The sequence below is a fragment of the Pseudomonas psychrophila genome, from assembly GCF_001043005.1.
GTDB classification, from domain to species: domain Bacteria; phylum Pseudomonadota; class Gammaproteobacteria; order Pseudomonadales; family Pseudomonadaceae; genus Aquipseudomonas; species Aquipseudomonas psychrophila.
In genome coordinates, this window is sequence record NZ_JYKZ01000013.1 from 115206 (window position 1) to 141376 (window position 26171).

General features: G+C 58.0%; 24 protein-coding genes. 14 read left to right on the forward strand and 10 right to left on the reverse strand.

Annotation, left to right across the window (positions count from 1 at the left end):
- Positions 1-15: 15 nt before the first annotated feature.
- Together TU76_RS21245 and TU76_RS21250 are read left to right on the forward strand one after the other, a co-directional pair.
- A complete protein-coding gene (locus TU76_RS21245) occupies positions 16-1341 on the forward strand; it encodes a HipA domain-containing protein (protein WP_048352456.1) in 1326 nt (441 codons plus the stop codon).
- Positions 1338-1613 carry a helix-turn-helix domain-containing protein gene (locus TU76_RS21250; protein WP_019826935.1) on the forward strand — a complete coding sequence of 92 codons (276 nt, stop codon included), beginning with the start codon at positions 1338-1340 and terminating at the stop codon, positions 1611-1613. The genes TU76_RS21245 and TU76_RS21250 overlap by 4 nt, the downstream gene beginning before the upstream one ends.
- A gap of 55 nt (positions 1614-1668) precedes the next feature.
- Here the strand turns inward: TU76_RS21250 and TU76_RS21255 are convergent, their stop codons facing one another.
- The 3 genes from TU76_RS21255 to TU76_RS21265 are packed head-to-tail and all read right to left on the reverse strand — an operon-like array spanning position 1669 to position 3448.
- Positions 1669-2349: a GNAT family N-acetyltransferase gene (locus TU76_RS21255; protein WP_019826936.1), complete on the reverse strand. Its 681-nt coding sequence runs from the start codon at positions 2347-2349 to the stop codon at positions 1669-1671.
- Positions 2350-2363: 14 nt separating this feature from the next.
- Positions 2364-2813 carry a GNAT family N-acetyltransferase gene (locus tag TU76_RS21260; RefSeq protein WP_048352457.1) on the reverse strand — a complete coding sequence of 150 codons (450 nt, stop codon included), beginning with the start codon at positions 2811-2813 and terminating at the stop codon, positions 2364-2366.
- Positions 2814-2818: 5 nt separating this feature from the next.
- Complete coding sequence (locus TU76_RS21265; protein WP_046809485.1) at positions 2819-3448, reverse strand: FMN-binding negative transcriptional regulator; 630 nt, start codon at positions 3446-3448, stop codon at positions 2819-2821.
- Positions 3449-3537: 89 nt separating this feature from the next.
- Here TU76_RS21265 and pdxR point away from each other — a divergent pair, with 89 nt between their 5' ends.
- The gene (gene pdxR, locus TU76_RS21270) at positions 3538-5085 is read left to right on the forward strand and encodes a MocR-like pyridoxine biosynthesis transcription factor PdxR (protein WP_048352458.1); all 1548 of its coding nucleotides are present in this window, start codon (positions 3538-3540) and stop codon (positions 5083-5085) included.
- A gap of 125 nt (positions 5086-5210) precedes the next feature.
- Here pdxR and TU76_RS21275 read toward each other — a convergent pair whose 3' ends face one another.
- The 5 genes from TU76_RS21275 to aspA all read right to left on the reverse strand — a co-directional run bounded on the left by TU76_RS21275 (position 5211) and on the right by aspA (position 11805).
- Positions 5211-6248, reverse strand: a complete 1038-nt coding sequence (locus tag TU76_RS21275; RefSeq protein ID WP_048352459.1) for a histone deacetylase family protein — start codon at positions 6246-6248, stop codon at positions 5211-5213.
- A gap of 127 nt (positions 6249-6375) precedes the next feature.
- Positions 6376-7368: an AraC family transcriptional regulator gene (locus TU76_RS21280; protein WP_037032524.1), complete on the reverse strand. Its 993-nt coding sequence runs from the start codon at positions 7366-7368 to the stop codon at positions 6376-6378.
- A 141-nt stretch (positions 7369-7509) separates the two neighbouring features.
- Positions 7510-8514: an asparaginase gene (locus TU76_RS21285; RefSeq protein ID WP_019826948.1), complete on the reverse strand. Its 1005-nt coding sequence runs from the start codon at positions 8512-8514 to the stop codon at positions 7510-7512.
- 56 nt (positions 8515-8570) lie between these two features.
- The gene (locus tag TU76_RS21290) at positions 8571-9992 is read right to left on the reverse strand and encodes an alanine/glycine:cation symporter family protein (RefSeq protein ID WP_019826950.1); all 1422 of its coding nucleotides are present in this window, start codon (positions 9990-9992) and stop codon (positions 8571-8573) included.
- Positions 9993-10380: 388 nt separating this feature from the next.
- Positions 10381-11805 (reverse strand): aspartate ammonia-lyase, encoded by a 1425-nt coding sequence (gene aspA, locus TU76_RS21295; protein WP_019826952.1) that lies wholly within the window; start codon positions 11803-11805, stop codon positions 10381-10383.
- A 180-nt stretch (positions 11806-11985) separates the two neighbouring features.
- On the opposite strand from aspA, the gene TU76_RS21300 reads away from it, so the two are divergent.
- The 5 genes from TU76_RS21300 to TU76_RS21320 all read left to right on the forward strand — a co-directional run bounded on the left by TU76_RS21300 (position 11986) and on the right by TU76_RS21320 (position 15856).
- On the forward strand, positions 11986-12903 hold the full coding sequence (locus TU76_RS21300) for a LysR substrate-binding domain-containing protein (RefSeq protein ID WP_019826954.1): 918 nt from the start codon (positions 11986-11988) through the stop codon (positions 12901-12903).
- 391 nt (positions 12904-13294) lie between these two features.
- Positions 13295-13786, forward strand: coding sequence for a 5-(carboxyamino)imidazole ribonucleotide mutase (gene purE, locus TU76_RS21305; protein WP_016782937.1), 492 nt, complete (start codon positions 13295-13297; stop codon positions 13784-13786).
- Positions 13787-13797: 11 nt separating this feature from the next.
- Positions 13798-14883 carry a 5-(carboxyamino)imidazole ribonucleotide synthase gene (locus TU76_RS21310; RefSeq protein ID WP_019826956.1) on the forward strand — a complete coding sequence of 362 codons (1086 nt, stop codon included), beginning with the start codon at positions 13798-13800 and terminating at the stop codon, positions 14881-14883.
- A gap of 106 nt (positions 14884-14989) precedes the next feature.
- Positions 14990-15238 carry a GlsB/YeaQ/YmgE family stress response membrane protein gene (locus TU76_RS21315; protein ID WP_019826958.1) on the forward strand — a complete coding sequence of 83 codons (249 nt, stop codon included), beginning with the start codon at positions 14990-14992 and terminating at the stop codon, positions 15236-15238.
- Between the two features lie 81 nt (positions 15239-15319).
- On the forward strand, positions 15320-15856 hold the full coding sequence (locus TU76_RS21320) for a DUF3299 domain-containing protein (RefSeq protein ID WP_019826960.1): 537 nt from the start codon (positions 15320-15322) through the stop codon (positions 15854-15856).
- A gap of 81 nt (positions 15857-15937) precedes the next feature.
- Here the strand turns inward: TU76_RS21320 and TU76_RS21325 are convergent, their stop codons facing one another.
- The gene (locus TU76_RS21325; protein ID WP_048352460.1) at positions 15938-16837 is read right to left on the reverse strand and encodes a D-hexose-6-phosphate mutarotase; all 900 of its coding nucleotides are present in this window, start codon (positions 16835-16837) and stop codon (positions 15938-15940) included.
- A 57-nt stretch (positions 16838-16894) separates the two neighbouring features.
- Positions 16895-17296 carry an acyl-CoA thioesterase gene (locus TU76_RS21330; protein ID WP_003438129.1) on the reverse strand — a complete coding sequence of 134 codons (402 nt, stop codon included), beginning with the start codon at positions 17294-17296 and terminating at the stop codon, positions 16895-16897.
- A 375-nt stretch (positions 17297-17671) separates the two neighbouring features.
- Between TU76_RS21330 and TU76_RS21335 the strand changes: the two genes are divergently transcribed.
- The 6 genes from TU76_RS21335 to phoU all read left to right on the forward strand — a co-directional run bounded on the left by TU76_RS21335 (position 17672) and on the right by phoU (position 26158).
- Positions 17672-18961 (forward strand): MFS transporter, encoded by a 1290-nt coding sequence (locus TU76_RS21335; protein WP_019826966.1) that lies wholly within the window; start codon positions 17672-17674, stop codon positions 18959-18961.
- A gap of 166 nt (positions 18962-19127) precedes the next feature.
- Positions 19128-20132, forward strand: a complete 1005-nt coding sequence (locus tag TU76_RS21340; RefSeq protein ID WP_019826968.1) for a phosphate ABC transporter substrate-binding protein PstS — start codon at positions 19128-19130, stop codon at positions 20130-20132.
- 220 nt (positions 20133-20352) lie between these two features.
- Positions 20353-22638, forward strand: coding sequence for an ABC transporter permease subunit (locus tag TU76_RS21345; RefSeq protein ID WP_048352461.1), 2286 nt, complete (start codon positions 20353-20355; stop codon positions 22636-22638).
- Between the two features lie 15 nt (positions 22639-22653).
- Positions 22654-24324, forward strand: coding sequence for a phosphate ABC transporter permease PstA (gene pstA, locus TU76_RS21350; protein WP_048352462.1), 1671 nt, complete (start codon positions 22654-22656; stop codon positions 24322-24324).
- A 153-nt stretch (positions 24325-24477) separates the two neighbouring features.
- Positions 24478-25311 carry a phosphate ABC transporter ATP-binding protein PstB gene (gene pstB / locus TU76_RS21355; RefSeq protein WP_019826974.1) on the forward strand — a complete coding sequence of 278 codons (834 nt, stop codon included), beginning with the start codon at positions 24478-24480 and terminating at the stop codon, positions 25309-25311.
- Between the two features lie 85 nt (positions 25312-25396).
- Positions 25397-26158, forward strand: coding sequence for a phosphate signaling complex protein PhoU (gene phoU, locus TU76_RS21360; RefSeq protein WP_019826976.1), 762 nt, complete (start codon positions 25397-25399; stop codon positions 26156-26158).
- Positions 26159-26171 lie beyond the last annotated feature (13 nt).

A 26171-nucleotide genomic window follows, 5' to 3' on the forward strand; every position in this document is an offset into this window, starting at 1 on the left:
ATTGCAGGTGCGAGCATGTTTCAGCTAACCCTTCAGCTCTACCGTGCCGGTCAGTGGCATGACGCGATGACGCTGGCTTTTTCTGAGCCGAATAAAGGGCTCGATGGCCCTTGCCGCTTTGGCTACAAGCAGAAGTACCTGATGCAAAACCTGGAGGCCATTGAAAGCCCCTTTCTTTGCTCGGTGAGTGCGTGTGTGCCCGTTGAGTGGGATACGCACATGCTGAAAAAGGCTCCCGCCTTCCTGCACGATATTGCCCCGGCCGGGGCTGCGAAGAAAATCCTGATCAAGCAAATAGGGCGGGAAAAACCTGAGGACTTGAGCATTGATTTGTTTTTGCTTGGCCGCAGCACACCTGCGCCGATAGGCCATCTGCGGATTAAAGAGTCGTTTGAGCGGCTTGATACCCATGCGGCGCTGGGCTTCTCTCGCCAGGACGTGATCGATCGTGACAACAGCTTTCTTGAGTACGCCCACGAGCAAGGAGCTGCGATTGGCGGCGCAACAGGGGCGGGTGGCGAAGCGCCAAAACTGCTGATGTCTGAAGGCGCGGATGGCTTGTTGTATCCCGACGCTACCCTGGCGGACCCTGACGTCAGGCAGCATTGGTTCATCAAGTTTGCTCGCAACAAGGGGTTGGAGCTGGACTGCGACATTTTGCGCAGCGAATTCATGTACTACAAAGCCTTGCAGGCATTGGGTATCGAAACTGTTCCAGCTCAAGGGCTGGCGCTGGAAGAAGGGCGAAAGCCGAGCCTGTGGATGCAGCGCTTTGACCGCAAGGTCACTGGGCAAGGCGTCGAGAGGCTTGCTGTGGAGTCTGTCTATTCTCTTGCCCAGGTCACTGAGCCCGGCAGCGACATGGCTCACGTCGAAGTGCTTGAGCGGTTGGCAGCGCTTTGGAAGCATGCTGGCCAGCAGGATCAGATCCCTGATCTGGTGGCTGAATACTTGCGCCGCGATCTGCTAAACAAAATCCTCGGCAACAGTGATAACCATGGCCGCAACACCGCGATTATTCGGGGTGTTGATTCATTTCGCCTGGCGCCTGTGTATGACCTGGCGCCCATGGTGATGGATGGTGAAGGTATTACGCGTACAACCAAGTGGTCGCGGGAGGTTGAGCGTGCAGGGCAAATTGATTGGCGAGGCGCCTGTGAGTCGCTGAGCGCGATTATTGATCCGGATATGGCGTATCAGCGTTTGCGCACTGACGTAGAGCCGCTGCGGGCCTTGCCTGATTTGCTTCGCGCTGAAGGTTTGCCGGAAATGACAATGAACCATCCACAAATAGCGCTTAAAAACCTCGACCAGCGATTGCGCGAGTGGGGCTTGAAATGACCCTGACTATTGATGCGCGTCAGCTGATGATCGAAAGCATTGAGGCTGATCTGGCTCAGGGCAAGATCACATTAGGCGAAGCGGTAAAGCGATTCAGGGTGGATGTCACCCGGTTGCAGCAAACCCAATTCGCCCGCATGTGCAAAATCTCGGTTCGAACCTTGATTCAAATCGAACACGGCGAAGGTAACCCCACACTTAAATCCCTGAATGCTGTGTTCAAGCCTTTTGGGTTGCAGATGGGAGTTGTCCGGTTACCTCGCAAGTTTTAACCCCTTCTGAACGCAAAAACGCCCAACAGTCCTTGTTGGGCGTGTTGATCAAATTTTATACAGTTGATGCTCGGCATTCTTCCAGGGTCTTTATTTGGCCGCTTTCTGGTTGGTTATCCAGTGCCAGCCATTTTTCGAAGCCTGCTGCTATAGAGGGCCATTCCGTACTGATAATACTGTACCACGTGGTATCACGATTCTTGCCTTTAACCACCATATGCTGGCGGAAGACGCCTTCGTATGTGTACCCCAATCGTACTGCTGTACGCTTTGAGCGCGCGTTGTCGTTGTTGCACTTCCACTCCAGGCGTCGGTTGCCCAATGCGAAGGCTTCCTTGGCCAGCAGGTAGACCGCTTCGGTACTTTTTGGCGAACGCTGCATGGGGGCGCCAAAGGTCACGTGGCCGATCTCGATACGCCCGTGTTCCGGGACAATGCACATCAGGCTGATCAAGCCTTGTGCCTCTGCGCTCGACTTATCAATGACGGTATAAAAATGTGGATCACGACTGGCAGCATGGTTGTGCAACCAGGTATCAAACGTCGGACGTTCATTGAAGGGCCCGTAGGGTAAGTAGTCCCAAAGCTTGGGATCCGCCTGCGGTCCTTGTAAGGCTAGCCATAGTTCATCGCCATGCCGTGCCGGGTCGAGCTTTTCCAGACGAATGAATTGCCCTTCAAGGGTTCGGGTATCGGGTGTTTTGGCCGCCAGCCAGTGTTCTAGAGAGTCGGGCATTGCGCGTTCCTTAGTTATGACAAGGTTTTGCGAAACTGAATAAAGCCAGGGCGCTCGGCAATGCGCTCATACAGCTGAATCGCCGTGGTGTTGGTTTCCTGGGTCATCCAATAGACTTTGGCACAGTCTTTATCGCGCGCGACGGCATATACGTGCTCGATCAGTTGGCGGCCCACCCCTTTGCCGCGCACCTGAGGGCTGACAAACAGGTCTTGAAGATAGCAGGCGTTTTTAATGCTCCAGTTGGTGCGGTGATAAACGCACTGGACCATGCCTACGGCTTTATCGTCCTGCCAGGCAAGGGCCAGGGAAGTCGGTTCTGCTGGATCGAAAAAGCGTGCCCAGGTGGTTTGGGTGATCTCGTCGGACAGTTCGGTTTTGTAGAAGCGTAAATACGCCTCCCAGAGGGGGAGCCACTGTGCGTGATCGGCAGCGGTTGCGGGTTTTATCTGGATTTGAGTCATGGGCGCTATTCCTTGGCCATTAAGTGAGCGAGTGCGTGGTCTTGCGGGTTGCTGTTGGCCAAGAGTCCCTTGCGTACGCCCGCTTGGTCGGTAGCGTCGCGGTTCTGGCTGAGTTTACGTTTGCCGTCCAGGCGGGTGATGGGCAGGCGAAAACCCACAATGGCCTTGAGCATGCTGTCGATGTAGTCCGCGGGTGCATCACTGACCGACCAAGGGTCAGAGCGGTCTGCTTCGTGCTTGTTGCTCAGGCGGCTGACCAGCGCCAGTAAACGCTCGGCATCATCGAAGACCTCTGCTGTGCCATAAGCGTGCACGGCGAGGTAATTCCAGGTGGGCACTGCTTTGCCGTGCTCAGCCTTGCTGGGATAGAAAGACGGGCTGATGTAGGCCTGTTCTCCGGCGAAAATCACCAGGTTCTCTACCCCTTCAGCCAGAGCTTTGCAGTGCGGATTGGCACGGGCAAGGTGGCCGTACAGCGTGCCGTAGGGCCCTTCATCGGGGTTCAGCAGTAAAGGCACATGACTGGCGATCAAGCCTTGGCTGGCGTGAGTAACGAGCACGGGCAGGGGCGTGGCCAGCATTTGCTGATGCAGGATTGGAACGTCGTCTACTGCGAAGGCGCGGGGAACGTACATAGAAATTATCCTTGGCGAATGGCTTCATCCTAGGCAGGCTATTGGTTTGTTGTAAGAGCCATTAATGGTCATTTTCATAGGTCCAATCTATGACGGATTCAGCGCTTTCAATCGCCTTCAACCCAGCCGGAATTGAGCTTGATCCGAAAAAAGGCCTGAGTCGCCAGCTGTATCAGGCATTGCGCCAGCGCGTGCTGGATGGACGCTTGAGTGGCGGTGCGCGGTTGCCCGCCAGCCGCGATCTGGCCTGCGCCCTGGGTATTTCCCGAAATAGCGTGGTACGGGCCTATGACCAGTTGTATGCCGAGGGTTTTATTGAGGGGCGAGTAGGGGACGGCACTTACGTCGCAAAACTGCCTGAAAAAGCACTACCGATAAAAAAGTTGTCCACCAACTTGTCCACAGGGTTTTCAACAGGCTTACCCACAGGTTTATCCACAAAACAGGCTGAATTACCTGTAATTACATCCAGTAAAGTTATCCACAGCACAGCCCTGAGCAGGGTCGCAAAGCACGCATTGGACCTTCCTCCCAGCGGTGTTCCGCGTGCATTTCGAGTGGGCGTCCCGGCGTTTGACTTATTCCCTTTCGAGGTATGGAGCAAGCTACAGGCGGCTTTTTGGCGTAAGCCGGACTTGCAGCAACTGTGTTACGGCGATCCGGCTGGGGATGAGCGTTTGCGTGGGCTGATTGCGGCGTACTTGCGCACTTCGCGGGGTTTATCGTGTGCGGCTGATCAAATTTTGATCACTAGTGGCGCGCAGCAGGGGATTAGCCTTTGTGCACAGCTGCTGGTAGAGCCGGGCGAGGGGGTGGCTGTGGAGAACCCTGGCTATCGCGCAGCTGCGTATGCGTTTGCGATTGCCGGAGCCCATGTGCAGGGTGTGGCGGTGGATCAGGACGGTATGGATTGTTCGGAATTGGCGCACTTGAACAACTGTCGACTGGCCTACGTGACCCCCTCTCATCAGTACCCCAGCGGTGTCACCTTGAGCCTGGCCCGGCGTTTGGAGCTGCTGGCCTGGGCTGAGCGCACCCAGGGCTGGATTGTCGAAGACGACTACGATGGCGAGTACCGCTACAGCGGTGCGCCGCTGGCGCCGTTGGCGGCATTGGACCGCAGTGGTCGGGTGATATATGTGGGCACATTCGGCAAGGTGGCCTTTCCGGCGCTGCGCCTAGGGTACCTGGTGCTTCCCAAAGGCTTGACCGAACCGTTTGCCCGGCGCCGCTCTCTCGATATGCGCCATTCGGAAGTCAGCACCCAGGCGGTGATGGCTGAATTTATGGCATCTGGGCATTTTCAGCGGCATATCCGCAGGATGCGTCGCGCTGCCTTGAGCCGGCGCGATGTGTTGTTGGCAAACTGGCCCCATGAGCTGGCAGGAGTGGGGCCGATGCCGGCAATAAACGCGGGGTTGCACGTTGCTGTGCCGGTGAGCAGTTTTGCGCGTGAGCAGGCACTGTTGGCGCAGGCCAAAGCGGCAGGAGTGGAAATCAACGGGTTAAGCAGTTATTGGCAGCAAGACTCGATTGAGCCTGTGGATAAAAGAGCGGGGCTGGTGCTGGGGTTTGCAGCGGTGCCCGAAGTGGAGATCAAGGCGGCGCTGGAGCGGCTGGGCAAGGTGTGGAATTGAGGAGCATGCTGCGGTTGCTCTGTGGGAGCGAGCCTGCTCGCGAAGGTATCAAGATCGTTGCGCTTAGCTAGTCAGCACGCGCTATCGTTAACGAACTTCGCGAGCGGGCTCGCTCCCACCGGGGATTATGCGTCGTTCATGCGTTCAAACCCTTCAAGCACGTTCACCGCATTCACGCCGATTTCCTCAACGGCGTAGCCGCCTTCCATCACAAACAGAGTCGGTTTACCCAGGCGTGCAATGCGTTCGCCCATGCGCAGGTAGTCCGGACTGTCGAGCTTGAACTGGGAAATCGGGTCATTCTTGAAGGTATCCACACCCAGCGAAACCACGATGACGTCAGCGTCGTAGCCTTCGATTTCGCCGCAGGCCAATTCAAGTGCTGCGCTCCAACGATCCCAGGCTGAGCCCGCGGGTAGCGGGTAGTTGAAGTTGAAACCTTCGCCCGGCCCCTCACCGAGTTCATCTTCATAGCCCAGAAAGAACGGAAACTCGGCTTCAGGATGGCCATGAATCGAGGTGAACAGCACGTCGCTGCGTTCATAAAAAATCGACTGCGTGCCGTTACCGTGGTGGTAGTCCACGTCGAGAATCGCCACGTTGCGTCGGCCCTGATCCAGAAACGCCTGCGCGGCAATGGCAGCGTTGTTCAGGTAGCAGTAGCCACCCATCAAATCGCTGGCGGCGTGATGGCCGGGTGGTCGGCACAAGGCGAAGGCGCTGTGGGCACCGCTCTGGATTTCGGCCTGGGCGGTCAGGGCCACTTGCGCGGCGCTGTAGGCCGCCTGCCATGTGCCGGCGGTAATGGGCGCACCGCCGTCGAAGCTGTAATAACCAAGCTGGCCGTGAAGGCTGGTGGGTAAAACGGCGCGCAGGGTACGGGCTGGCCAGGTGTAGGGCAGCAAGTCGCCATCGCGGCCATGCTCGGTCCAGCGAGCCCAGGCACCCTGAAAAAAGTCCAGATAGGCTGCGCTGTGGACCCTCTCGATCGGCCCGCGACCGAAGTCTTGTGGCGCGCGCACCGGCCCGAGTTCGCGGGTTTGCACGCGCTGCAGGATATGGTCGGCACGAGAGGGCATTTCAAAGCAGGGCATCAATTGCCCGTCCATCAACTCACAGCGGCCATGATGCAGGTGATGATCGTCCGAGTAGATCGTCAGCATGTTCTTGTTCTCCCAAGGCTTGAGCGGTGGCCTACAGTCTTGCGGCGCAAGGTGTTTGAGAGAACGGCAGGAGCGGCCAAAAGGAGATGGATATGGCCAAAATCACTGACCGAAATTCGCCCCTGAGTCAGGCGCGGAACTGGCTGGGCGCGACCCCGCTCCAGCGTATGAAGGCATGACGAAAGCTTGCGGTTTCACTGAAGCCCAAGGTTTCGGCAATGCGGTAAATGGGCCACTCGGTTTCGTTGAGCAATAACTTGGCCCGCTCGAAACGCAGGTCATCGAGGAGCGTCTGATAGCTGCAGCCCACATCGTGCAAATGACGACGCAGGGTACGTGGCGAGCAGTTCATTTGTTCAGCCAGCCCCTCAAGCCCGGGGGCGGCGTGCAGTTGTGCGGCAAGGAGTTTACGGATGCGTTCCAGCCAGGTTTGCCGCCCGGTGAACTCCAGGTTTTGTTTACGGCAGCGCTCAGCCATCGCCTGATGAGTGACGGCATCGGCCAGGGGCAAGGGCTGGTCGAGCCAGCTTTTGGCGAAAGCGAAAGCATTGCTGTCGGCCTCGAACAGGCGAGGGCAATCGAAGCTTTGCCCGTAGCTGGCGTGGTAGTCGGGCGCGCTGTGGGCAAAACGTGCACCCAAGAGTGGCAACGGCTGGCCGAGCAGGTCTTCACAAATGACCTTGAGTGAAACCAGGCATAACTCGGTGTTGAACACCGCCAGTTGTGGGCCTTCTGCATAACCATTGGCGCAGAACCACACCTGTTCACCTTCGACCTCAAGGCTGAGTTCAAAAAGTGTTCCCAGCAGCGCCGGATAGCGTAAAGCCAGACGCAATGCGTCACCTAAGGTGGCACTGGTCAGTAGGGCGTAACCAAGCATTCCATAGGACGACACATGCATCCGCCGGCCCAGTTCCAGGCCGATTTCGCGGCGCAAGGCGACGGCGTTGGCACACACGCGCATCTCTTGGTTGGTGGTGATGCGTGTGTCTGCGCGGCTCAAATCCGCCGCCCGGATGCCGCTGCCCGCCAACAACGCTTCGCTGGACAAGCCTTCGGCATTGAAGGTGCTGAGCACCAGCGAAACGGCGTTGAGGGTAGTGAGATGAGAATGCAGCATGCTGGCTTCCTGCGTGAGGGTGCAGGAAACCAGCAAGTTGTGTGCCGGGGCGGGCGCGAACCTGCAGCCGCTGCCGCAGGCTGCGATAAGGGCCGCAGGACCTTCAATCAAGGCGGGCCTGCGGCAGCAGCTACACGTCGATCAGGCCAGCTCCCCGCACACGTCCAGCTCGATCAGGCGACGCACTTCAGCCAGTGGCAAGTCTGCACCGAGCAAGGCATGCAGTTTGCCGAACACGGCCTCACGGGTCATGCCTCCCCCTGATAGCACGCCGACCCCGCGCAGACGGCTGCCTGCTTCGTACACGTCCAGTTCCACTCCGCCTTCATGGCATTGGGTGATGGCCACCACCACAATACCGTTCTCCTGTGCCCGTTGCAGGCTGGCGAGGAAGTCCGGGTTATCGCTGGGACCCGTGCCGCTACCGAAGCATTCGATCACCAGCGCTTCGATTCCGCTGTTGAGCAGTGCGTCGAGTTGGGCTGCGCCAATGCCCGGTACCAGCGGCAATACACCCACGTTGGCTTCGTGCTTTGGATGGTTGTAGACCAGTTCGCCCGGCAATGAAGTGGCCTTGGCCACACCGCCGTTGCGCGTCAGTGCCACAAACGGGTTGCGCCCAAAGCTGCGTACCTTGGCGCAACGTGTCGGGGCCATCAGCTTGCCGTGGAAGTACAACTGAACACCGTGAGGCTGGCCTTGGCCCAGTGCCTGCAGTGCACCGCTGACGTTTTCCCAGGCATCGCTGTCCGGTACGCCTGCTGGCAGCATGGAGCCCGTGAACAGCACCGGTGCTGGCAAGCCCAGCAGCTGAAAGCACATGGCCGCCGCACTGTAGGCCAGCGTGTCAGTACCGTGCAGCACCAGGACGCTATCGCAGCCATCCTGTTCGATGGCTTCGATGATCGCGCTACGCAGGCGCAACCAGTAGGCCGGCGTCATGTTGGCGCTGTCGATCAGCGGGCTCATCTCGCGAAAGGACCACTGCGGCACTTTCAGCGCCGGTTGGCTGGCGAGGTGCTCGCTCATGCGCGCTTCAAAACCCGATGCAGGTGCCAGGCCGCTGGCGCTGGCTTGCATGCCGATGGTGCCGCCGGTGTAGAGCACCATGACGCGTTGGGAAGGGTGGTGAGTGGCTGCGGTCATTGTTGAGTCCCCATAAGCAAAAACGCGGCGGTTCTGGAGAACCGCCGCGTCAAGTATCAGCGTTTTGTTTCTTCGACCTTGGCGGCCGGTTTTGGCGGCCAGGCTTTCAGGTCCAGATCCAGATCCGAGAATTTACTGGAATCGAACACCGGTGTCTTGATCCCCGCACGGCGCTGGTCATCGTAGTCCTTGAGCACGCGCATGCAGATCTTGAACAGCATCGCCAGGGCAACCAGGTTAACGAAGGCCAGCATGGTCATGGCGATGTCGGCGAACGCAAAAACGGTTTGCAGGTTTTCGATCGAGCCCCAGAAAATCAATACCAGTACCAGAACGCGGTAGCCGATCAGCGCCTTGCGGCTTTCACCGACCAGAAAGCGCAGGTTGTTCTCGCCCAGGTAGTAGTTGTAGAGCATCGAGGTGAACACGAACAACGCCAGTGCCACGCTGATAAACACACGGCCCCATTCGCCGACCACGGCCGCCAGGGAGTTCTGGGTCAGGGCAATACCGTCGCCTTCAAAGCCCGGGGTATAGAAGCCCGACAGCAAGATCAGCAAGGCGGTGCAGGTGCAGATCACGAAGGTGTCGAGGAATACGCTGAACGCCTGAACTACGCCTTGGGCGATCGGGTGTTCAACATCGGCCACCGCTGCCACGTTCGGGGCGCTGCCCAGACCGGCTTCGTTGGCGAATACGCCACGTTTGACGCCCATCACGATCGCGCTGCCGATCAGACCGCCAAACACCGGATCGAGGCCGAAGGCGCTCTTGACGATATGGCCCAGCATCGCAGGCACGTGGTCGAATTGCAGCACGATCACATACAGGGTGACCGCGATGTAGGCCAGGGTCTTGACCGGAACCAGCAGGTCGGCCACCGAAGCGATACGCTTGATACCACCGATAAACACCAGGCCCAACAGAATGGCGATGGCCAGGCCTGAGTAACTGACATCGAAACCGAAGGCATCTTGCAGCGAGTGGGTGACGGCATGGGCTTGCAGGCCCATAAAGGCAAAGCCGAAAGTGATCAGCAGCAGCACGGCCATCAGTTGGCCCATCCACAATTTGCCCAGGCCATGCTTCATATAGAAGGACGGACCGCCACGCAGTTGGCCTTCAGCGTCGCGACGCTTGTACAGCTGGCCCAGCGAACACTCGATCAGGCTGCTGGACATGCCGACCAGTGCGGTGACCCACATCCAGAACACGGCACCCGGTCCGCCCAGGGTAACGGCAATGCCGACACCGGCAATGTTGCCCGCGCCTACGCGGCCGGCCAGGCTCAGCATCAATGCCTGAAACGAGCTCAGTTCACCGGCGCTGCTGCGCAGGCTGTCTTTGAATACCGAAAACATGTGCAGGAAGTAACGAAACTGAACGAAACGCGAGCGGATCGTGAAGTAACCACCGAGCCCGACCATAAGCACGATTAGCACTTTCCCTGAGAGGAAGTCATTGATGACTTCAAGCATGGATTATTCCTCGCTGTTTTTATCTGATGGCAACACGGGCGGATCGAAATATCGCGTTACACCTGCTTGAGCAAGGCATAAACGTAGGCGATCAATGAGACCCTGGCCATGTTGCTGCTTGGTTTACGATGCTGTTTCCGTGCTGGCGATGGCCAGCTGGTGCTGGGGCCGGGCACAGGAAGAGGGGCGGCACTATACCTAGGAGCGCAGGAAGCGTCTGCATAAGTGATTGATTTTTCATGTGCGAGTCGTCTTAAAAGGCATCAGTTTGTGTCCGATTTGCCCTTTTTTCAGGCAAAAAAAAGGGCCTGCAGACGTATCTACAGGCCCTCAAAAGGTGAGAGGTGTCTAGTCCCTCGACCTGGTGAGCGTTGAGCGTGTTACAGCATCAGGCCTTGAGGGGCACCAGACGCGGAGCAATCATGTTTTCCGGGCGCAGGATGTCGTCGAGCATGGCGTCGTCGAGCAAACCTTCTTCGCGCACCAGTTCCAGCACGCCGCGTCCGCTTTCGAGGGCGATACGGGCGATGCGGGTGGCGTTTTCATAGCCGATGTACGGGTTCAGTGCAGTGACCAGGCCGATCGAATGCTCGACCAGTTCACGGCAGCGTGCTTCGTTGGCGGTGATGCCGACGATGCAGTGCTCGCGCAGCATGTCCATGGCGCGTTGCAGCAGGCGGATCGAGTCGAAGATCTTGAAGGCGATCAGCGGCTCCATCACGTTCAGTTGCAGTTGACCGCCTTCGGCAGCGATGGTCAGTGCCAAGTCGTTACCGATGATCTGGAACGCAACCTGGTTAACGGCTTCCGGGATAACCGGGTTGACCTTGCCTGGCATGATCGAGCTGCCTGGCTGACGTGCTGGCAGGTTGATTTCGTTAATGCCGGTACGTGGACCGCTGGAGAGCAGGCGCAAGTCGTTGCAGATCTTCGACAGCTTGACCGCGGTACGCTTGAGCATGCCGGAGAACAGAACGAAGGCGCCCATGTCGGACGTGGCTTCGATCAGGTCGGCAGCCGGTACCAGCGGGTGACCGCTGATGGTCGCCAGGCGGTTTACGGCCAGCAACTGGTAGCGCGGGTCGGCGTTGATGCCGGTACCAATGGCGGTGCCGCCCAGGTTCACTTCGGTCAGCAACTCTGGCGCCAGTGTTTTCAGGCGGGCCAGGTCTTCACCCAAGGTAGTGGCAAACGCACGGAACTCTTGACCCAAGGTCATCGGCACGGCGTCTTGCAGTTGGGTACGGCCCATTTTCAGCACGTGGCTGAACTCAACACCTTTGGCGGCGAACGCCTGGATCAGGCTGTCGAGGCTGGCAAGCATGGCGTCGTGACCCAGCAGCAGACCCAGGCGGATCGCAGTCGGGTAGGCGTCGTTGGTCGACTGCGCCATGTTGACGTCGTTGTTAGGGTGCAGGTACTGGTACTCGCCCTTCTGGTGGCCCATGGCCTCCAGCGCGATGTTGGCGATGACTTCGTTGGCATTCATGTTGGTTGAAGTGCCAGCGCCGCCTTGAATCATGTCCACCACGAACTCTTCGTGGAAATCGCCGCGGATCAGGCGGGCACAGGCTTCGCTGATGGCAGCGTGCTTGGCGTCGCTCAGATGACCCAGCTCGCGGTTGGCGTCAGCGGCGGCTTGTTTAACCATTGCCAGGCCCACAACCAGCTTCGGGTAGTGCGAGATCGGGACGCCGGACAAGCGGAAGTTATGCACCGCTCGCAGGGTCTGGATGCCGTAGTACGCTTGAGCCGGTACTTCGAGTACGCCAAGCAGGTCTTTTTCGGTACGGAAAGATGCAGCGGAGGACATGATAGAAATCATCTCGATAAGAACCCGGTCTGGGCCGGAACGCTGCGAATCCTAGGCCTGCAGACTATTTTGGGCCAATGCCTTTAAACACTATCCTATGCAGAAACGGCATAATGACGACGTGACGCGACGGCTGCGTTGAACGTGTGACCCAATTTGGTGCGCGTCCGGGAGGACTCGATGAATCTTGAAAGCAAATGGCTGGAGGACTTTAGTGCCCTGGCTGCGACCCGCAGTTTTTCCCAGGCGGCAGAGCGTCGTTTTGTGACCCAGCCGGCATTTAGCCGACGTATTCGCAGCCTCGAAGCAGCACTGGGGCTGACGTTGGTGAATCGTTCCCGCACCCCGGTGGAGTTGACTGCGGCCGGTCAGCTGTTTTTGGTGACGGCGCGTACCGTGGTCGAGCAACTCGGTGAGGTGTTGCGTCACTTGCATCACCTCGAAGGTGGGCAGGGCGAGGTCATGCAAGTGGCCGCCGCGCACTCCCTGGCGCTGGGTTTTTTCCCGCGCTGGATCGCCCAATTGCGCAACGAAGGGTTGAACATTGCCACGCGGCTTGTTGCGACTAACGTCGGAGACGCGGTGCATGCTTTGCGCGAGGGCGGATGCGATTTGATGCTGGCTTTTTACGATCCAGATGCGGCTTTACAGATGGACCCGGAGATTTTTCCGTCACTGCACTTGGGTAACACCGAAATGCTCCCGGTGTGTGCGGCCGATGCGGACGGCAAGCCGCTGTTTGACCTGGAAGGTGAAGCCAGCGTGCCATTGCTGGCGTACAGCGCCGGAGCGTTTTTGGGGCGCTCGGTGAATTTGCTGCTGCGCCAGCGCAGCCTGCGTTTCACCACTATTTATGAAACGGCCATGGCGGATAGCCTCAAGAGCATGGCGCTCGAAGGGCTGGGCATTGCCTGGGTGCCTCATCTAAGTGTGCGCGCCGAGCTGGCGCGGGGTGAGCTGGTGGTGTGCGGCGGCCCACAATGGCACGTGCCACTGGAGATTCGCCTGTATCGCTGCGCCCTGGTGCGCAAGGCCAACGTGCGGTTGTTGTGGCGCAAGCTGGAGAACCCTACCGGTCAGACACCAACGCCGACCTGACCCGAATGCGGTATGACCTCAGCTGTGGGAGAGCCTGCTCGCGATCGCCTTAAGACCGTCGCGATTAACCCGTAATCACGCGTTATCGCTAACGGCCTTCGCGAGCAGGCTCGCTCCCACAGAGGCACCGCTGGCTCAAGTGAACAGCATTATGACCTGAGGTGGTTTTTTTGCCTGACCTTAGAGTCAATAAAACCGGGCTGTCGGGCCGTTTTCAGGGTGCAAGACAGATGGTCGCCAAAGGTGCTGTCAAACCACCTCTTTGCGGTATACTGCGCGGCCTTCGGCTGGCTTGACCGGCCTTAATTCCTATAACAAGCCACGTCGGATCCTCCACGTGGCTTGTTGTTTTTTGACGCGCCTGCGGGCGCCCAAGAGAAGAGGCGCGACGATGAGTGCACTGGTAGGCGTGATCATGGGCTCCAAGTCCGATTGGTCCACCCTCAGCCACACCGCCGATATGCTGGAAAAACTCGGCATTCCTTACGAAGTGAAAGTGGTCTCTGCCCACCGCACTCCGGATCTGCTGTTCCAGTATGCCGAAGAGGCCGAAGGCCGCGGGATCGAGGTCATCATCGCTGGTGCCGGTGGTGCAGCCCACCTGCCAGGCATGTGTGCGGCTAAAACCCATTTGCCAGTACTGGGTGTTCCGGTGCAGTCGGCCATGCTGTCGGGCGTCGACTCGCTGCTGTCGATCGTACAAATGCCAGCAGGCATCCCGGTTGCAACCCTGGCCATCGGCAAGGCGGGCGCGATTAACGCGGCCCTGTTGTCGGCGAGCATCCTGGGTGCCAAACACCCGCAGTTCCATACCGTTTTGAAAGCATTCCGTGCTGAACAGACAGACAGCGTGCTGGACAATCCAGACCCGCGCGTAGCCTGAGGTTTCTGACGATGAAAATCGGTGTAATCGGTGGCGGCCAACTGGGCCGCATGCTGGCCTTGGCGGGCACTCCGCTGGGCATGAATTTCGCTTTCCTTGACCCGGCTCCCGATGCCTGCGCAGCCGCACTGGGCGAACACCTGCGTGCGGATTACAGCGACCCGGATCACTTGCGCCAACTGGCCGATGAAGTCGATCTGGTGACGTTTGAGTTCGAAAGCGTTCCGGCTGAAACCGTGGCGTTCCTGTCGCAATTCGTCCCGGTGTACCCAAGTGCCGAAGCATTGCGCATTGCGCGCGACCGCTGGTTTGAAAAGAGCATGTTCAAGGACCTGGGCATTCCGACCCCGGCGTTTGCCGACATTCAGTCCCAGGCTGATCTGGACGCTGCGGTGGCCACCATTGGCCTGCCTGCGGTGCTCAAGACCCGTACCCTGGGTTACGACGGCAAGGGCCAGAAAGTGCTGCGTACCCCCGCGGATGTAGTGGGTACATTTGCCGAGCTGGGCAGTGTGTCGTGCTTGCTGGAAGGTTTTGTACCGTTCACGGGCGAAGTGTCGCTGATCGCTGTGCGCGGTCGTGACGGTGAGACCCAGTTCTACCCGTTGGTACACAACACCCACGACAGCGGCATTCTCAAGCTGTCGGTTGCCAGTACGAATCACCCACTGCAAGCATTGGCCGAGGATTACTCCAGCCGTGTACTCAAGCAGCTGGATTACGTTGGCGTGATGGCGTTCGAGTTCTTCGAAGTCGACGGTGGCCTCAAGGCCAACGAAATTGCTCCGCGTGTGCACAACTCCGGGCACTGGACCACTGAAGGCGCCGAGTGCAGCCAGTTCGAAAACCACTTGCGGGCCATCGCTGGCTTGCCGCTGGGTTCGACGGCCAAGGTGGGTGAAAGCGCCATGCTCAACTTCATCGGCAGCGTGCCGCCGGTTGAGAAGGTGATTGCGATTGCCGACTGCCATTTGCATCACTACGGCAAGGCGTTCAAGGTCGGGCGCAAGGTCGGTCACGCCAACCTGCGCTGCGCCGACATGGCGACTCTGCAAGCGCAAATCCTCAAGGTTGAAGCGCTGATCGACGAAGCGTAAATCGCTTTCGCCGGGAACCATTGGGTTGTCACTGCTCTCTGATGGCGTGATGCCAAAGTGCTGACTAGGCTTTGGTATAACGCCATCTAAACGAGAGGAAGCGCCCATGGGCATCATCGGAACCATTTTCATCGGCTTGATCGTTGGCCTGCTGGCTCGTTTCCTGAAACCAGGTGACGACAGCATGGGCTGGATCATGACCATCCTTCTGGGTATCGGCGGTTCGCTGGCGGCTACCTATGGTGGTCAGGCACTGGGTATCTACAGGGCGGGTGAGGGTGCCGGCTTTATTGGTGCGGTGGTTGGTGCAGTGATCTTGCTGGTGATCTACGGCATTGTGTCGAAAAAGTCCTGATTAAACGCTTTGGCTCTCTCTGCGCGAACCGCAGAGGGAGCTAAACTGCGCGCGTTTAACTCCTCTTTCATTGAGCCTTTCATGCGCCGTCTTCTACTGACTTTTCTTTTGCTGGGCTCAGGCCTGGTACACGCGGCAGAACTGCCCGAAACCGACTGGCTCGAACTGATGCCCATGTCGGACCAAAAAGCCCTCGAACAAATGCCCGAAATTGACCATGACTCGCCCGAGGCCAATGGTACGTTTACTGACAAGGGTGGCTTGAAGCAGAGCAAGGGTTTGCCGGCCGTGATGTATTCCAGCAAAACTGTTGCTGGCATGAACGGCAAAAATATCCGTCTGGGCGGTTATCCCGTACCTCTGGAAACAGATGCCAAGGGGCGTAGCACGTTGTTTTTCCTGGTCCCTTACCCGGGGGCCTGCATCCATGTGCCACCTCCGCCGCCGAATCAACTGGTGCTGGTGCGCTATCCCAAAGGCCTGAAGCTGGATGACATCTACACGCCGCTGTGGGTCATGGGCACGCTGAAGGTCGAGAAGGTCAGCAATGACCTGGCCGATGCGGCTTATGCGCTGGATGCCAGCAAGGTGCGGGTGGTGGTCGAGGAAGATTTGTAGGTGGCAGATTAGTTGTGGGAGCGAGCCTGCTCGCGAAAACGATCTTCGCGAGCAGGCTCGTTCCCACAAGGTGTATGTGTATCAGACCTTCAGGCGCTTGCTCGCAATGCTCACACCCAGCGTATGGCTGGCGCCTGGCTCAAGGGTGATCACGTCATCCATCACGTTGGCGGTTTCGATGCACAGCATGCGCTGCCAGCCATCTGCTGCCATGTCCTTGAAGCTGGCGGTCTTGTCGATCCAGGGGTTCCAGATCACGGCTGTGCGTGAGCCTCGGCTGGTCAACTCAAGAGTGCGTGACCAGGCGGGGTCAACGATGCTCAGTTGCTGCGGGGTGTCGAGGTAGATACGGTCGGTTTCGCCGCTGAAGGTCAGGTCGCCCGACTGCTTGATGTGTTCCCAGTCTTTGAGGGTATCGATGTAGGTCAGGCCCTCGACCCCTTGAACCTGAACCTTGCGTACGTCGCTGACCGCGAAGTAACTGTGCAGCGCCTGGCTGATGCTGACCGGGATGTCGCTGCGGTTATGGCTGGTGAGGCTGATGTGCAACTGGGTGTCGAGCCGAATGCTCAGGGTGAGTGCCACATCGTGGGGCCAGCCGGGCAGGCCGCCCTCGATGTGGGGCAAGCCCAGTTCAATATGCAGCGCTTCGCCCGCATCATCGATCTCCAACACTTCCCATTCGCGGGTACGTACCAGGCCGTGGGCGGTGGCGGGTTCATCGCTGTGGCGCATGGCCTGCACGCTTTGCGGGTTAAGCGCCAGATTGCCGAACCACGGCCAGCACACAGGCACGCCGGTACGAATGCCTTTGCCCTGCTTGTACTGCGCTTTTTCGTTGAGCCAGATAATCGGGGGCTCATCGCCTATCTGATAGCTGAGTACCTGCGCGCCCTGTTTGGCGATCAACAGTTGTGCCTGACCATGCTGGAAGTGCCAGCACTCCAGTTCATCCAGGGTGACTGACTCAATGTGATGCATGGCAGGCTCTCTATTTCAGGGGCAAAGGCAGCAATGGGCAGGCAAATCGCGCAAGTTTTAGCGGCGCGGCGGAACGGAGCGGGTACGACCGCTGCCATCAATGGCAACAAATACAAAGACCGCTTCGGTCACTTTGCGCCACTCGCTGGACAACGGGTCGTCACTCCACACTTCAACCATCATCTGGATCGAGCTGCGGCCGATCTCCAGTGCCTGGGTGTAGAACGACAATTGCGCGCCAACGGCCACAGGCACCAAAAACGCCATGCGATCAATCGCGACAGTGGCTACACGGCCACCTGCAACCTTACTGGCCATTGCGGTACCGGCGAGGTCCATTTGTGAAACCAGCCAACCACCGAAAATATCACCGAAACCGTTGGTTTCCCGTGGCAAGGCGGTGATCTGCAAGGCCAAGTCGCCTTGGGGGATTGGATCTTCTTGTTCGAGCTCTAGCATGCCTAAGGGCCTCTGACCCGTGATTCTTCATGAGTACTGCGGGTGAAAAAGCGTCTTTAGAAAAACGATTCAGCCCGAACATACTACGTTCGTCACGTTCTTCATAAGCCGCGCCATGGGGAAACGCTGCAAAACCGGCTGAAGTCGTCCAGCAGGACGTTTTCGTACAGTCACTTGAGAAGTTACCAAGTGTTTCTTTCTGTTGTGAGTATATCGGGCGATGACTCAGCCGACGACCTTCAGATTCTGCTTTTTGAGGGCGCTGCGCGTCTAGCTCTGTGCTTTTGCAAACAATTTGTTATCTTTCAAAACCTGCCCAGCCCCTGCCGGCGAAGTTGCAGCTTTTGCCGAGCCTAATAAGAGAAGCATTACCCCATGATCACAGAGCCTTCCAGTGCTGCACCGCCTTCACGGCCGTTGACCCGTAATGACTACAAAACCTTGTCGCTGTCTGCCCTGGGTGGTGCGCTGGAGTTTTACGATTTCATTATTTTTGTATTTTTCGCCACCGTGGTCGGCAAGTTGTTCTTCCCGGCTGACATGCCGGAATGGCTACGCCTGATGCAAACCTTTGGCATTTTTGCCGCAGGTTACCTGGCGCGCCCTCTAGGGGGCATCGTCATGGCGCACTTTGGCGATCTGCTGGGGCGCAAAAAGATGTTCACCTTGAGCATCTTCATGATGGCCGTTCCGACCTTGATCATGGGGCTGCTGCCAACCTATGAGCAGATTGGCATGTGGGCGCCGATCCTGTTGCTGCTGATGCGCGTGATTCAGGGCGCCGCCATTGGCGGTGAAGTGCCAGGGGCCTGGGTATTTGTGGCCGAGCACGTACCGCCACGCCATGTGGGCTATGCCTGCGGCACCCTGACCTGCGGGCTGACGGCGGGTATTTTGCTGGGTTCGCTGATGGCGACTGCCATTAACACGATCTATACACCGGCTGAAGTCTCTGATTTCGCGTGGCGGATTCCGTTCCTGATGGGCGGTGTGTTCGGGTTGTTCTCGGTCTACCTGCGTCGCTGGTTGCACGAAACCCCGGTGTTCGCCGAGTTGCAACTGCGCAAGGCGCTGGCCGCTGAAGTCCCGCTCAAGACCGTATTGCGTGATCACCGCGGGGCGATAGTGATCTCTATGCTGCTGACCTGGCTGCTGTCTGCCGGGATCATTGTGGTCATTCTGATGACGCCGACAGTACTGCAAACCATCTACGGTTTTTCTGCGACCACCTCGTTGCAAGCCAACAGCCTGGCGATCGTCTTTTTGAGTTTGGGTTGCATTGCCTCGGGCGCTCTGGCTGACCGTTTTGGTGCAGGCAAAGTGTTTGTGGTGGGTTGCGCCGGGTTGCTGATCACGTCATGGACGTTCTATCACAGCCTGCTGCAACACCCTGACTGGCTGTTCCCGTTGTATTCCCTGAGCGGTTTGTTTGTAGGCACCATCGGCGCCGTACCCTATGTGATGGTCAAAGCGTTCCCGGCTGTGGTGCGGTTCAGTGGTCTATCGTTTTCCTACAACCTGGCCTACGCCATCTTCGGCGGCCTGACCCCGATGGCCGTGACCCTGTTGCTCAAGGAAAGCCCGATGGGACCCGCGTATTACGTGGCAATCATTTGCACGATGGGCTTGGTAGTGGGTGCTTATCTGTGGAAAAAAGGACGCTGATCGATTCCTTGTCTGTCATGACGTCTCGCTAGCCTCTCCCCGAAGGCCATCATTTGTAACGAATGATGGCCTTTCATCTAATTGTCACAATCGGTTCATAGAGTAGTCACATGGCCTGCAGATACTGGCCCCCGATTCATCTAACCCCGTTTGTTAGGAGTAAGGCATGAAACTGAAGCGTGTTATGGCGGCCCTGACTTTTGTTGCCGCAGGCGTTGCAACTGCCAATGCGGTTGCCGCTGGTGTTGACCCGGCTATTCAGCCCTATGTGAAGACAACTGGTGTATCGGGCAACCTGTCCAGCGTTGGTTCTGACACCCTGGCGAACTTGATGACCTTGTGGGCTGAGGCTTACAAGAAAGAATATCCAAACGTGAACATCCAGATTCAAGCTGCCGGTTCTTCGACCGCGCCGCCTGCGATTACTGAAGGCACCGCTAACCTGGGCCCGATGAGCCGCAAGATGAAAGACAACGAACTGGCTGCTTTCGAGCAGAAGTACGGCTACAAGCCAACCGCTATCCCGGTGGCAGTGGATGCCCTGGCCGTGTTCGTGCACAAGGACAACCCGATCAAGCACATGACCATGGAGCAAGTAGACGCTGTCTTCTCGTCCACGCGTCTGTGTGGCGGCAAGTCCGACATCAAGACCTGGGGTGACCTGGGTGTGACGGGCGACCTGGCGAACAAGCCGGTGCAACTGTTTGGTCGTAACTCGGTATCCGGCACTTACGGTTACTTCAAGGAAGAAGCCCTGTGTAAAGGTGACTTCAAGCCTAACGTGAACGAACAACCGGGCTCTGCCTCGGTAGTTCAGTCGATCAGCAGCTCGCTGAACGGTATCGGTTACTCGGGCATCGGTTACAAAACCGCCAGCGTGAAGACCGTGCCTTTGTCTAAAAAAGGCAGCACCGAGTTCGTCGAAGACACCGAAGAAAACGCACTGAACGGCAAATACCCGCTGTCGCGTTTCCTCTACGTGTACGTGAACAAGGCGCCGAACAAGCCGTTGAACCCGCTGGAAGCCGAGTTCATCAAGCTGGTTCTGTCCAAGCAAGGTCAGGAAGTGGTTGTCAAAGACGGCTACATCCCTCTGCCAGCCAAAGTCGCTGCCAAAGCTTTGGCTGACCTGGGCTTGAAAGAAGGCGGCGCTGACGTCGCGAAGAAGTAATGGCTATGTAGTCGCTGCCGAAGGCTGCGAAAAGGATCGCGCAGACTTCAGATCAACGGGTTGCTGCGCAACCCTTCGCAGCCTGCGGCAGCGACTACAGGGTTATTTCACTTCTGCTTCACCTCATTTTTTCACTCCGCTGCCGGAACCACTGGGCGGCGGATTTTTTGCGTCACTGCTTTGTCATCTTTCTGTCATACAGGACCGCTAGGGTGTGCGCATGAATGATCTGGCCAATTCCCCAATGACTACGACATCCGCTCCCAAGCGCATTGATTTCAATACGCCTGAACTGCAGCGCAAGCGCCGTATCCGCGCGCTTAAAGACCACTTGACCCGCTGGTATGTATTTATCGGCGGTCTTGCCGTGCTCGGCGCTATCACCCTGATTTTCTTCTTTCTGGGCTACGTGGTTTATCCACTGTTCCAGGGCGCCGACCTGAATGCCAAACAGGCGATTACGCCGGTCTGGATGCAGGACGCCGGCAAGCCGCTGATGATCTCCGTTGAGGAGCAGAATCAGGTGGGCATGCGGGTATCCGACAAGGGCATGGTGCTGTTCTTCAATGTGAAGAACGGCGAAGAACTGACGCGGGTTAACTTGCCGCTCCCAGCTGGCACGCAAGTGACTTCGCTGGGCGAAGACCAGCCGGGTAACCCGGTGGTAGCCTTGGGCTTGTCCAATGGCCAGGCGCTGGTGTTTCGCCACACCTATCGCGTCAGCTACCCGGACAACAAAAAGACCATCACCCCTGCGATTGAATACCCCTACGGGGAAACCCCCGTCGTGCTCGATCCGCAAGGCCGCGCACTGGATCACGTTAACCTCAGCGTGAACGATTCGACGCTGGTGCTGGCGGGTTCAACCGGCGCGCAGTTGCATGTGGTGTCGTTGGCCAGCGAAGAAAACATGATGACCGGTGAGGTCACGAACTCCGAGACCCGCATCGATCTGCCGCAGATGACCAATCAGGTTAAAGCGCTGTACATCGATCCGCGTCAGCAGTGGCTGTATGTGGTCAATGATCGCGCCCAAGTCGATGTGTTCAGCCTGCGCGACAAGAGCCTCAACGGTCGCTACAAACTGTCTGAGGACGCGACCACAGAGATCACGGCCAGTGCGCAGCTGGTGGGTGGCATCTCCCTGATATTTGGCGATTCCAAAGGTGGTCTGAGCCAGTGGTTCATGGCCCGCGATCCGGATGGCGAACAGCGCTTCAAGCCTATCCGCAGCTTCCAGATGGGCACTTCGCCGATTGTTGAAATCACTGCCGAACAACGTCGCAAGGGCTTCCTGGCCCTGGATGCGGCGGGTGAGATCGGCGTGTTCCACAGCACCGCGCACCGTACCCTGCTGGTCGAAAAAATTGCCGAAGGCCCTGGCATCATGGCGTTGTCGCCGCGGGCCAACCGCATCATCGTGGAAGAGGGCGGCAAGCTGCTGCCACTGACCTTGAAGAACCCGCACCCGGAAGTGTCCTGGAGTGCGCTGTGGAGCAAGGTCTGGTACGAGAACTACGACGAGCCTAAATACGTCTGGCAATCGACCGCCGCCAACACCGACTTCGAGCCGAAGATGAGCCTTGCGCCATTGACCTTCGGTACGTTGAAGGCTGCTTTCTACGCCATGTTGCTGGCTGCGCCTCTGGCCGTTGCCGCTGCGATCTACACCGCTTACTTCATGGCTCCGAGCCTGCGCCGCAAGGTCAAGCCGGTTATCGAGCTGATGGAAGCCATGCCAACGGTGATTCTGGGCTTCTTTGCCGGTCTGTTCCTCGCACCGTATGTCGAAGGGCATTTGCCGGGGATTTTCAGCCTGCTGATGCTGATGCCGATTGGTATTCTGGTCGCCGGGTTCACCTGGAGCCGTCTGCCTGAGTCGATCCGCCTGCGAGTACCGGATGGTTGGGAAAGCATGATTCTGATCCCGGTGCTGCTGTTTGTGGGCTGGTTGTCGCTGTACATGAGCCCGTATATGGAAGCCTGGTTCTTTGGCGGCGACATGCGGATGTGGATCTCCCACGACCTGGGCATCACCTACGACCAGCGCAACGCACTGGTAGTGGGTCTGGCTATGGGCTTTGCAGTTATCCCCAACATCTACTCGATTGCTGAAGACGCCGTGTTCAGCGTACCTCGCGGTCTGACCCTGGGTTCGCTGGCGCTGGGTGCCACGCCGTGGCAAACCATGACCCGCGTAGTGATCCTGACGGCCAGCCCGGGGATCTTCTCGGCACTGATGATCGGTATGGGCCGTGCGGTTGGCGAGACGATGATTGTGTTGATGGCCACCGGTAACACCCCGGTCATGGAAATGAACCTGTTCGAAGGCCTGCGTACCTTGGCGGCAAACGTGGCGGTGGAAATGCCGGAGTCGGAAGTGGGCGGTAGCCATTACCGCGTGCTGTTCCTCTCGGCCCTGGTGCTGCTGCTGTTCACCTTTGTCATGAACACTCTTGCCGAGCTGATCCGTCAGCGTCTGCGCAAGAAATATTCGTCGCTTTAAGGAAGGTAGAAGTCTGTGAAACAGAACTCCCTCAAAGGCTGGTTCAAGAGCGGCGCTCCTGGCGTCTGGATCAGCGGTGGTGCGGTTTCCATCGCCGTCATCATGACCATCGGCTTGCTGTCGGTGATTGCCGTACGTGGCCTGGGCCACTTCTGGCCTGCTGATCTGATACACGCTGAGTACAACGTTCCAGGCGATACCCATCACCTGGTGGTTGGTGAAGTGGTGCAAAAGGAAGAGGTGCCCCGCGAGCGTCTGAAAAGCGCGGGTTTGCCAGTCCCGGAGCAAGGCCCGGAGTTCATGACTCGCGAGCTGATCAAGGTCGGCAACCGTGACTTGAATGGCAACGACTTTACCTGGGTGGTCGGCGAGTGGCTGACTAACCAGAGCACGCCGCCAGAGCTGATGGCCATTGAGCGTCGTGAGTGGGGCAACTTTTACGGTTACCTGGTTAACGTGAAAGAAAACGGCAAGGTGGTGGCAGAAGGTGCCGCCGCCTGGCCAGAGCTGCAAGCCCGGGTCAAGCGTGTGAATGATCTGGCGGCGCAACTCAGCCAGCTCGAGAAGAAAGACATCGGTGCGATCAACTATGGGCTTGAGCGCATCCGTCTGCAGGGTCGCAAGCTGGAACTGGACGGCAAGCTGACCCCTCAGGCACAAGCGGACATGGACGCTGAACGTGCCGAGCTGAATGCCCGTTACAAAGCGATTGAAGATCGTCTGGGCGAGCTGCATGCGCAGTTCAATCGCGACAGCCTTACGGCCCGCGATGCCAATGGCAAAGAGCTCGTGATCGACATCGGCAAAGTGGTCAAGGCCTACCAGCCGAACGCCATGAACAGCTGGCAAAAACTGGCCATGTATTTCAGCAACATTTGGGAGTTCCTGAGCCAGGACCCGCGTGAAGCGAACACCGAAGGCGGTATTTTCCCGGCGATTTTCGGCACCGTGATGATGACGTTGATCATGGCCGTGATCGTGACTCCGTTTGGTGTGCTGGCGGCGGTTTACCTCCGTGAATATGCCAAGCAAAACACCCTGACCCGGGTGATCCGTATTGCGGTGAACAACCTGGCGGGTGTGCCGGCCATTGTTTACGGTGTGTTTGGTCTGGGCTTCTTTGTGTATGTGTTGGGCGGCTCGGTTGACCGTTTGTTCTTCGCTGAAGCATTGCCTGCGCCGACTTTTGGTACACCGGGCCTGATGTGGGCTTCGTTGACGCTGGCGCTGCTGGCGGTGCCAGTGGTGATCGTGGCCACTGAAGAAGGGCTGGCGCGTATTCCGCGTACCGTTCGCGAAGGTTCGCTGGCGCTGGGTGCGACCAAATCCGAAACGCTGTGGAAGATCGTGCTGCCGATGGCCAGTCCGGCCATGATGACGGGCATGATCCTCGCCGTGGCTCGTGCGGCCGGTGAAGTGGCGCCGCTGATGCTGGTGGGTGTGGTCAAGCTGGCACCTTCGCTGCCTCTGGACGGCAACTATCCGTACTTGCACCTTGACCAGAAGATCATGCACTTGGGCTTCCACATTTATGACGTCGGCTTCCAAAGCCCGAACGTCGAAGCTGCCCGCCCGCTGGTCTATGCCACGGCGCTGCTGCTGGTACTGGTAATCGCGACCCTGAACCTGTCGGCGGTGTGGATTCGTAACCATCTGCGCGAGAAGTACAAGGCGCTGGAAAGCTGATAGACACATAACCTGTGGGAGCGAGCTTGCTCGCGAAGGTATCGCCAAGGTTTCAAGGTGGAACCGGTTACCCGAATCGCTGGCAGGCCAGCTCCCACAGAAGAAGCCCGGTTACTGAAAACCGAAACGAATTTTTAGCGTATGGAGCAACCCATGCAGCATGAATCCTCAACCCACGGCATCAACATGTCAGCCTTGGGTCGCACCAAACAAAGCTTGAACCTGGAAAGCGAAGAAGTCGCCATTGAAGTCCCGGGCCTGAATCTTTACTACGGCGAAAAACAAGCGCTGTACGACGTGTGTCTGAATATCCCGAAACAACGGGTAACGGCGTTTATCGGTCCGTCGGGCTGTGGCAAGTCCACGTTGCTGCGCACCTTCAACCGCATGAACGACCTGGTAGACGGTTGCCGCGTCGAAGGCGAGATCAACCTGTACGGCAACAACATCTACCGCAAGGGCGAGGATGTCGCTGAGCTGCGTCGTCGCGTCGGCATGGTGTTCCAGAAGCCAAATCCGTTCCCCAAAACCATTTATGAAAACGTGGTTTACGGCCTGCGGATTCAGGGCATCAACAAAAAGCGCGTGCTCGACGAGGCCGTTGAATGGGCACTCAAGGGAGCGGCGTTGTGGGATGAGGTCAAGGACCGCCTGCATGAATCGGCACTGGGGTTGTCGGGTGGCCAGCAACAACGTCTGGTGATTGCCCGTACCATCGCGGTAGAGCCTGAAGTGCTGTTGCTCGATGAACCGTGCTCGGCACTCGACCCGATCTCGACGTTGAAAGTCGAAGAGCTGATCTACGAACTCAAGTCCAAGTTCACCATCGTGATCGTGACCCACAACATGCAGCAAGCAGCTCGGGTTTCGGACTACACGGCGTTCATGTACATGGGCAAAATGGTTGAGTACGGCGACACCGACACGCTGTTCACCAACCCGGCCAAGAAGCAGACCGAAGACTACATCACCGGGCGCTATGGCTAGTTTGAGCGGTAGTGACCGTTCGACGTATCGACAATTTGGCTAGCCGCTTACAGCGCGCAGCTCACAGCTTTTGCGGAGCAGAACCATGATTTCAAAGGATGGCCTCACCCATCACATTTCCGCGCAGTTCAACGCGGAACTCGAAGACGTGCGCAGCCACCTGCTGGCGATGGGCGGCCTGGTCGAGAAACAGGTCAACGATGCAGTGACCGCGTTGATCGAGGCCGACTCGGGTTTGGCTCAGCAGGTGCGCGAGATTGATGAACAGATCAACCAGATGGAGCGCAACATCGACGAGGAGTGCCTGCGCATTCTGGCCCGTCGTCAGCCTGCGGCGTCTGACTTGCGTTTGATTATCAGCATCTCCAAGTCAGTGATCGACCTTGAGCGCATCGGCGACGAAGCGACCAAGATCGCCCGCCGGGCTATCCAGTTGTGCGAAGAAGGTGAGGCACCACGGGGTTATGTCGAGGTGCGCCATATCGGCGATCAGGTGCGCAACATGGTGCGCGATGCACTGGACGCCTTTGCCCGTTTCGATGCCGACCTTGCACTGTCGGTGGCCCAGTACGACAAAATCATCGACCGCGAGTACAAGACTGCACTGCGTGAGCTGGCCACTTACATGATGGAAGATCCGCGCTCGATCTCGCGGGTGTTGAGCATCATCTGGGTACTGCGTTCGCTGGAGCGTATCGGCGACCACGCCCGTAATATCTCGGAACTGGTGATTTATCTGGTACGCGGCACCGACGTTCGACACATGGGCCTCAAGCGCATGCGCGAAGAAGTTCAGGGCACGGGTGCCGATAACGCTAATGTTGCGACGCCGCCTGACGATAAGTAAGACAGCCTGAACT

What these genes read in the sequence shown, in the direction of transcription:
- TU76_RS21245 (WP_048352456.1), top strand. Translation starts at nt 16, where the DNA reads ATGTTTCAGCTAACCCTTCAGCTCTACCGTGCCGGTCAGTGGCATGAC.
- TU76_RS21250 (WP_019826935.1), top strand. Translation starts at nt 1,338, where the DNA reads ATGACCCTGACTATTGATGCGCGTCAGCTGATGATCGAAAGCATTGAG.
- TU76_RS21255 (WP_019826936.1), bottom strand. Translation starts at nt 2,349, where the DNA reads ATGCCCGACTCTCTAGAACACTGGCTGGCGGCCAAAACACCCGATACC.
- TU76_RS21260 (WP_048352457.1), bottom strand. Translation starts at nt 2,813, where the DNA reads ATGACTCAAATCCAGATAAAACCCGCAACCGCTGCCGATCACGCACAG.
- TU76_RS21265 (WP_046809485.1), bottom strand. Translation starts at nt 3,448, where the DNA reads ATGTACGTTCCCCGCGCCTTCGCAGTAGACGACGTTCCAATCCTGCAT.
- pdxR (WP_048352458.1), top strand. Translation starts at nt 3,538, where the DNA reads ATGACGGATTCAGCGCTTTCAATCGCCTTCAACCCAGCCGGAATTGAG.
- TU76_RS21275 (WP_048352459.1), bottom strand. Translation starts at nt 6,248, where the DNA reads ATGCTGACGATCTACTCGGACGATCATCACCTGCATCATGGCCGCTGT.
- TU76_RS21280 (WP_037032524.1), bottom strand. Translation starts at nt 7,368, where the DNA reads ATGCTGCATTCTCATCTCACTACCCTCAACGCCGTTTCGCTGGTGCTC.
- TU76_RS21285 (WP_019826948.1), bottom strand. Translation starts at nt 8,514, where the DNA reads ATGACCGCAGCCACTCACCACCCTTCCCAACGCGTCATGGTGCTCTAC.
- TU76_RS21290 (WP_019826950.1), bottom strand. Translation starts at nt 9,992, where the DNA reads ATGCTTGAAGTCATCAATGACTTCCTCTCAGGGAAAGTGCTAATCGTG.
- aspA (WP_019826952.1), bottom strand. Translation starts at nt 11,805, where the DNA reads ATGTCCTCCGCTGCATCTTTCCGTACCGAAAAAGACCTGCTTGGCGTA.
- TU76_RS21300 (WP_019826954.1), top strand. Translation starts at nt 11,986, where the DNA reads ATGAATCTTGAAAGCAAATGGCTGGAGGACTTTAGTGCCCTGGCTGCG.
- purE (WP_016782937.1), top strand. Translation starts at nt 13,295, where the DNA reads ATGAGTGCACTGGTAGGCGTGATCATGGGCTCCAAGTCCGATTGGTCC.
- TU76_RS21310 (WP_019826956.1), top strand. Translation starts at nt 13,798, where the DNA reads ATGAAAATCGGTGTAATCGGTGGCGGCCAACTGGGCCGCATGCTGGCC.
- TU76_RS21315 (WP_019826958.1), top strand. Translation starts at nt 14,990, where the DNA reads ATGGGCATCATCGGAACCATTTTCATCGGCTTGATCGTTGGCCTGCTG.
- TU76_RS21320 (WP_019826960.1), top strand. Translation starts at nt 15,320, where the DNA reads ATGCGCCGTCTTCTACTGACTTTTCTTTTGCTGGGCTCAGGCCTGGTA.
- TU76_RS21325 (WP_048352460.1), bottom strand. Translation starts at nt 16,837, where the DNA reads ATGCATCACATTGAGTCAGTCACCCTGGATGAACTGGAGTGCTGGCAC.
- TU76_RS21330 (WP_003438129.1), bottom strand. Translation starts at nt 17,296, where the DNA reads ATGCTAGAGCTCGAACAAGAAGATCCAATCCCCCAAGGCGACTTGGCC.
- TU76_RS21335 (WP_019826966.1), top strand. Translation starts at nt 17,672, where the DNA reads ATGATCACAGAGCCTTCCAGTGCTGCACCGCCTTCACGGCCGTTGACC.
- TU76_RS21340 (WP_019826968.1), top strand. Translation starts at nt 19,128, where the DNA reads ATGAAACTGAAGCGTGTTATGGCGGCCCTGACTTTTGTTGCCGCAGGC.
- TU76_RS21345 (WP_048352461.1), top strand. Translation starts at nt 20,353, where the DNA reads ATGAATGATCTGGCCAATTCCCCAATGACTACGACATCCGCTCCCAAG.
- pstB (WP_019826974.1), top strand. Translation starts at nt 24,478, where the DNA reads ATGCAGCATGAATCCTCAACCCACGGCATCAACATGTCAGCCTTGGGT.
- phoU (WP_019826976.1), top strand. Translation starts at nt 25,397, where the DNA reads ATGATTTCAAAGGATGGCCTCACCCATCACATTTCCGCGCAGTTCAAC.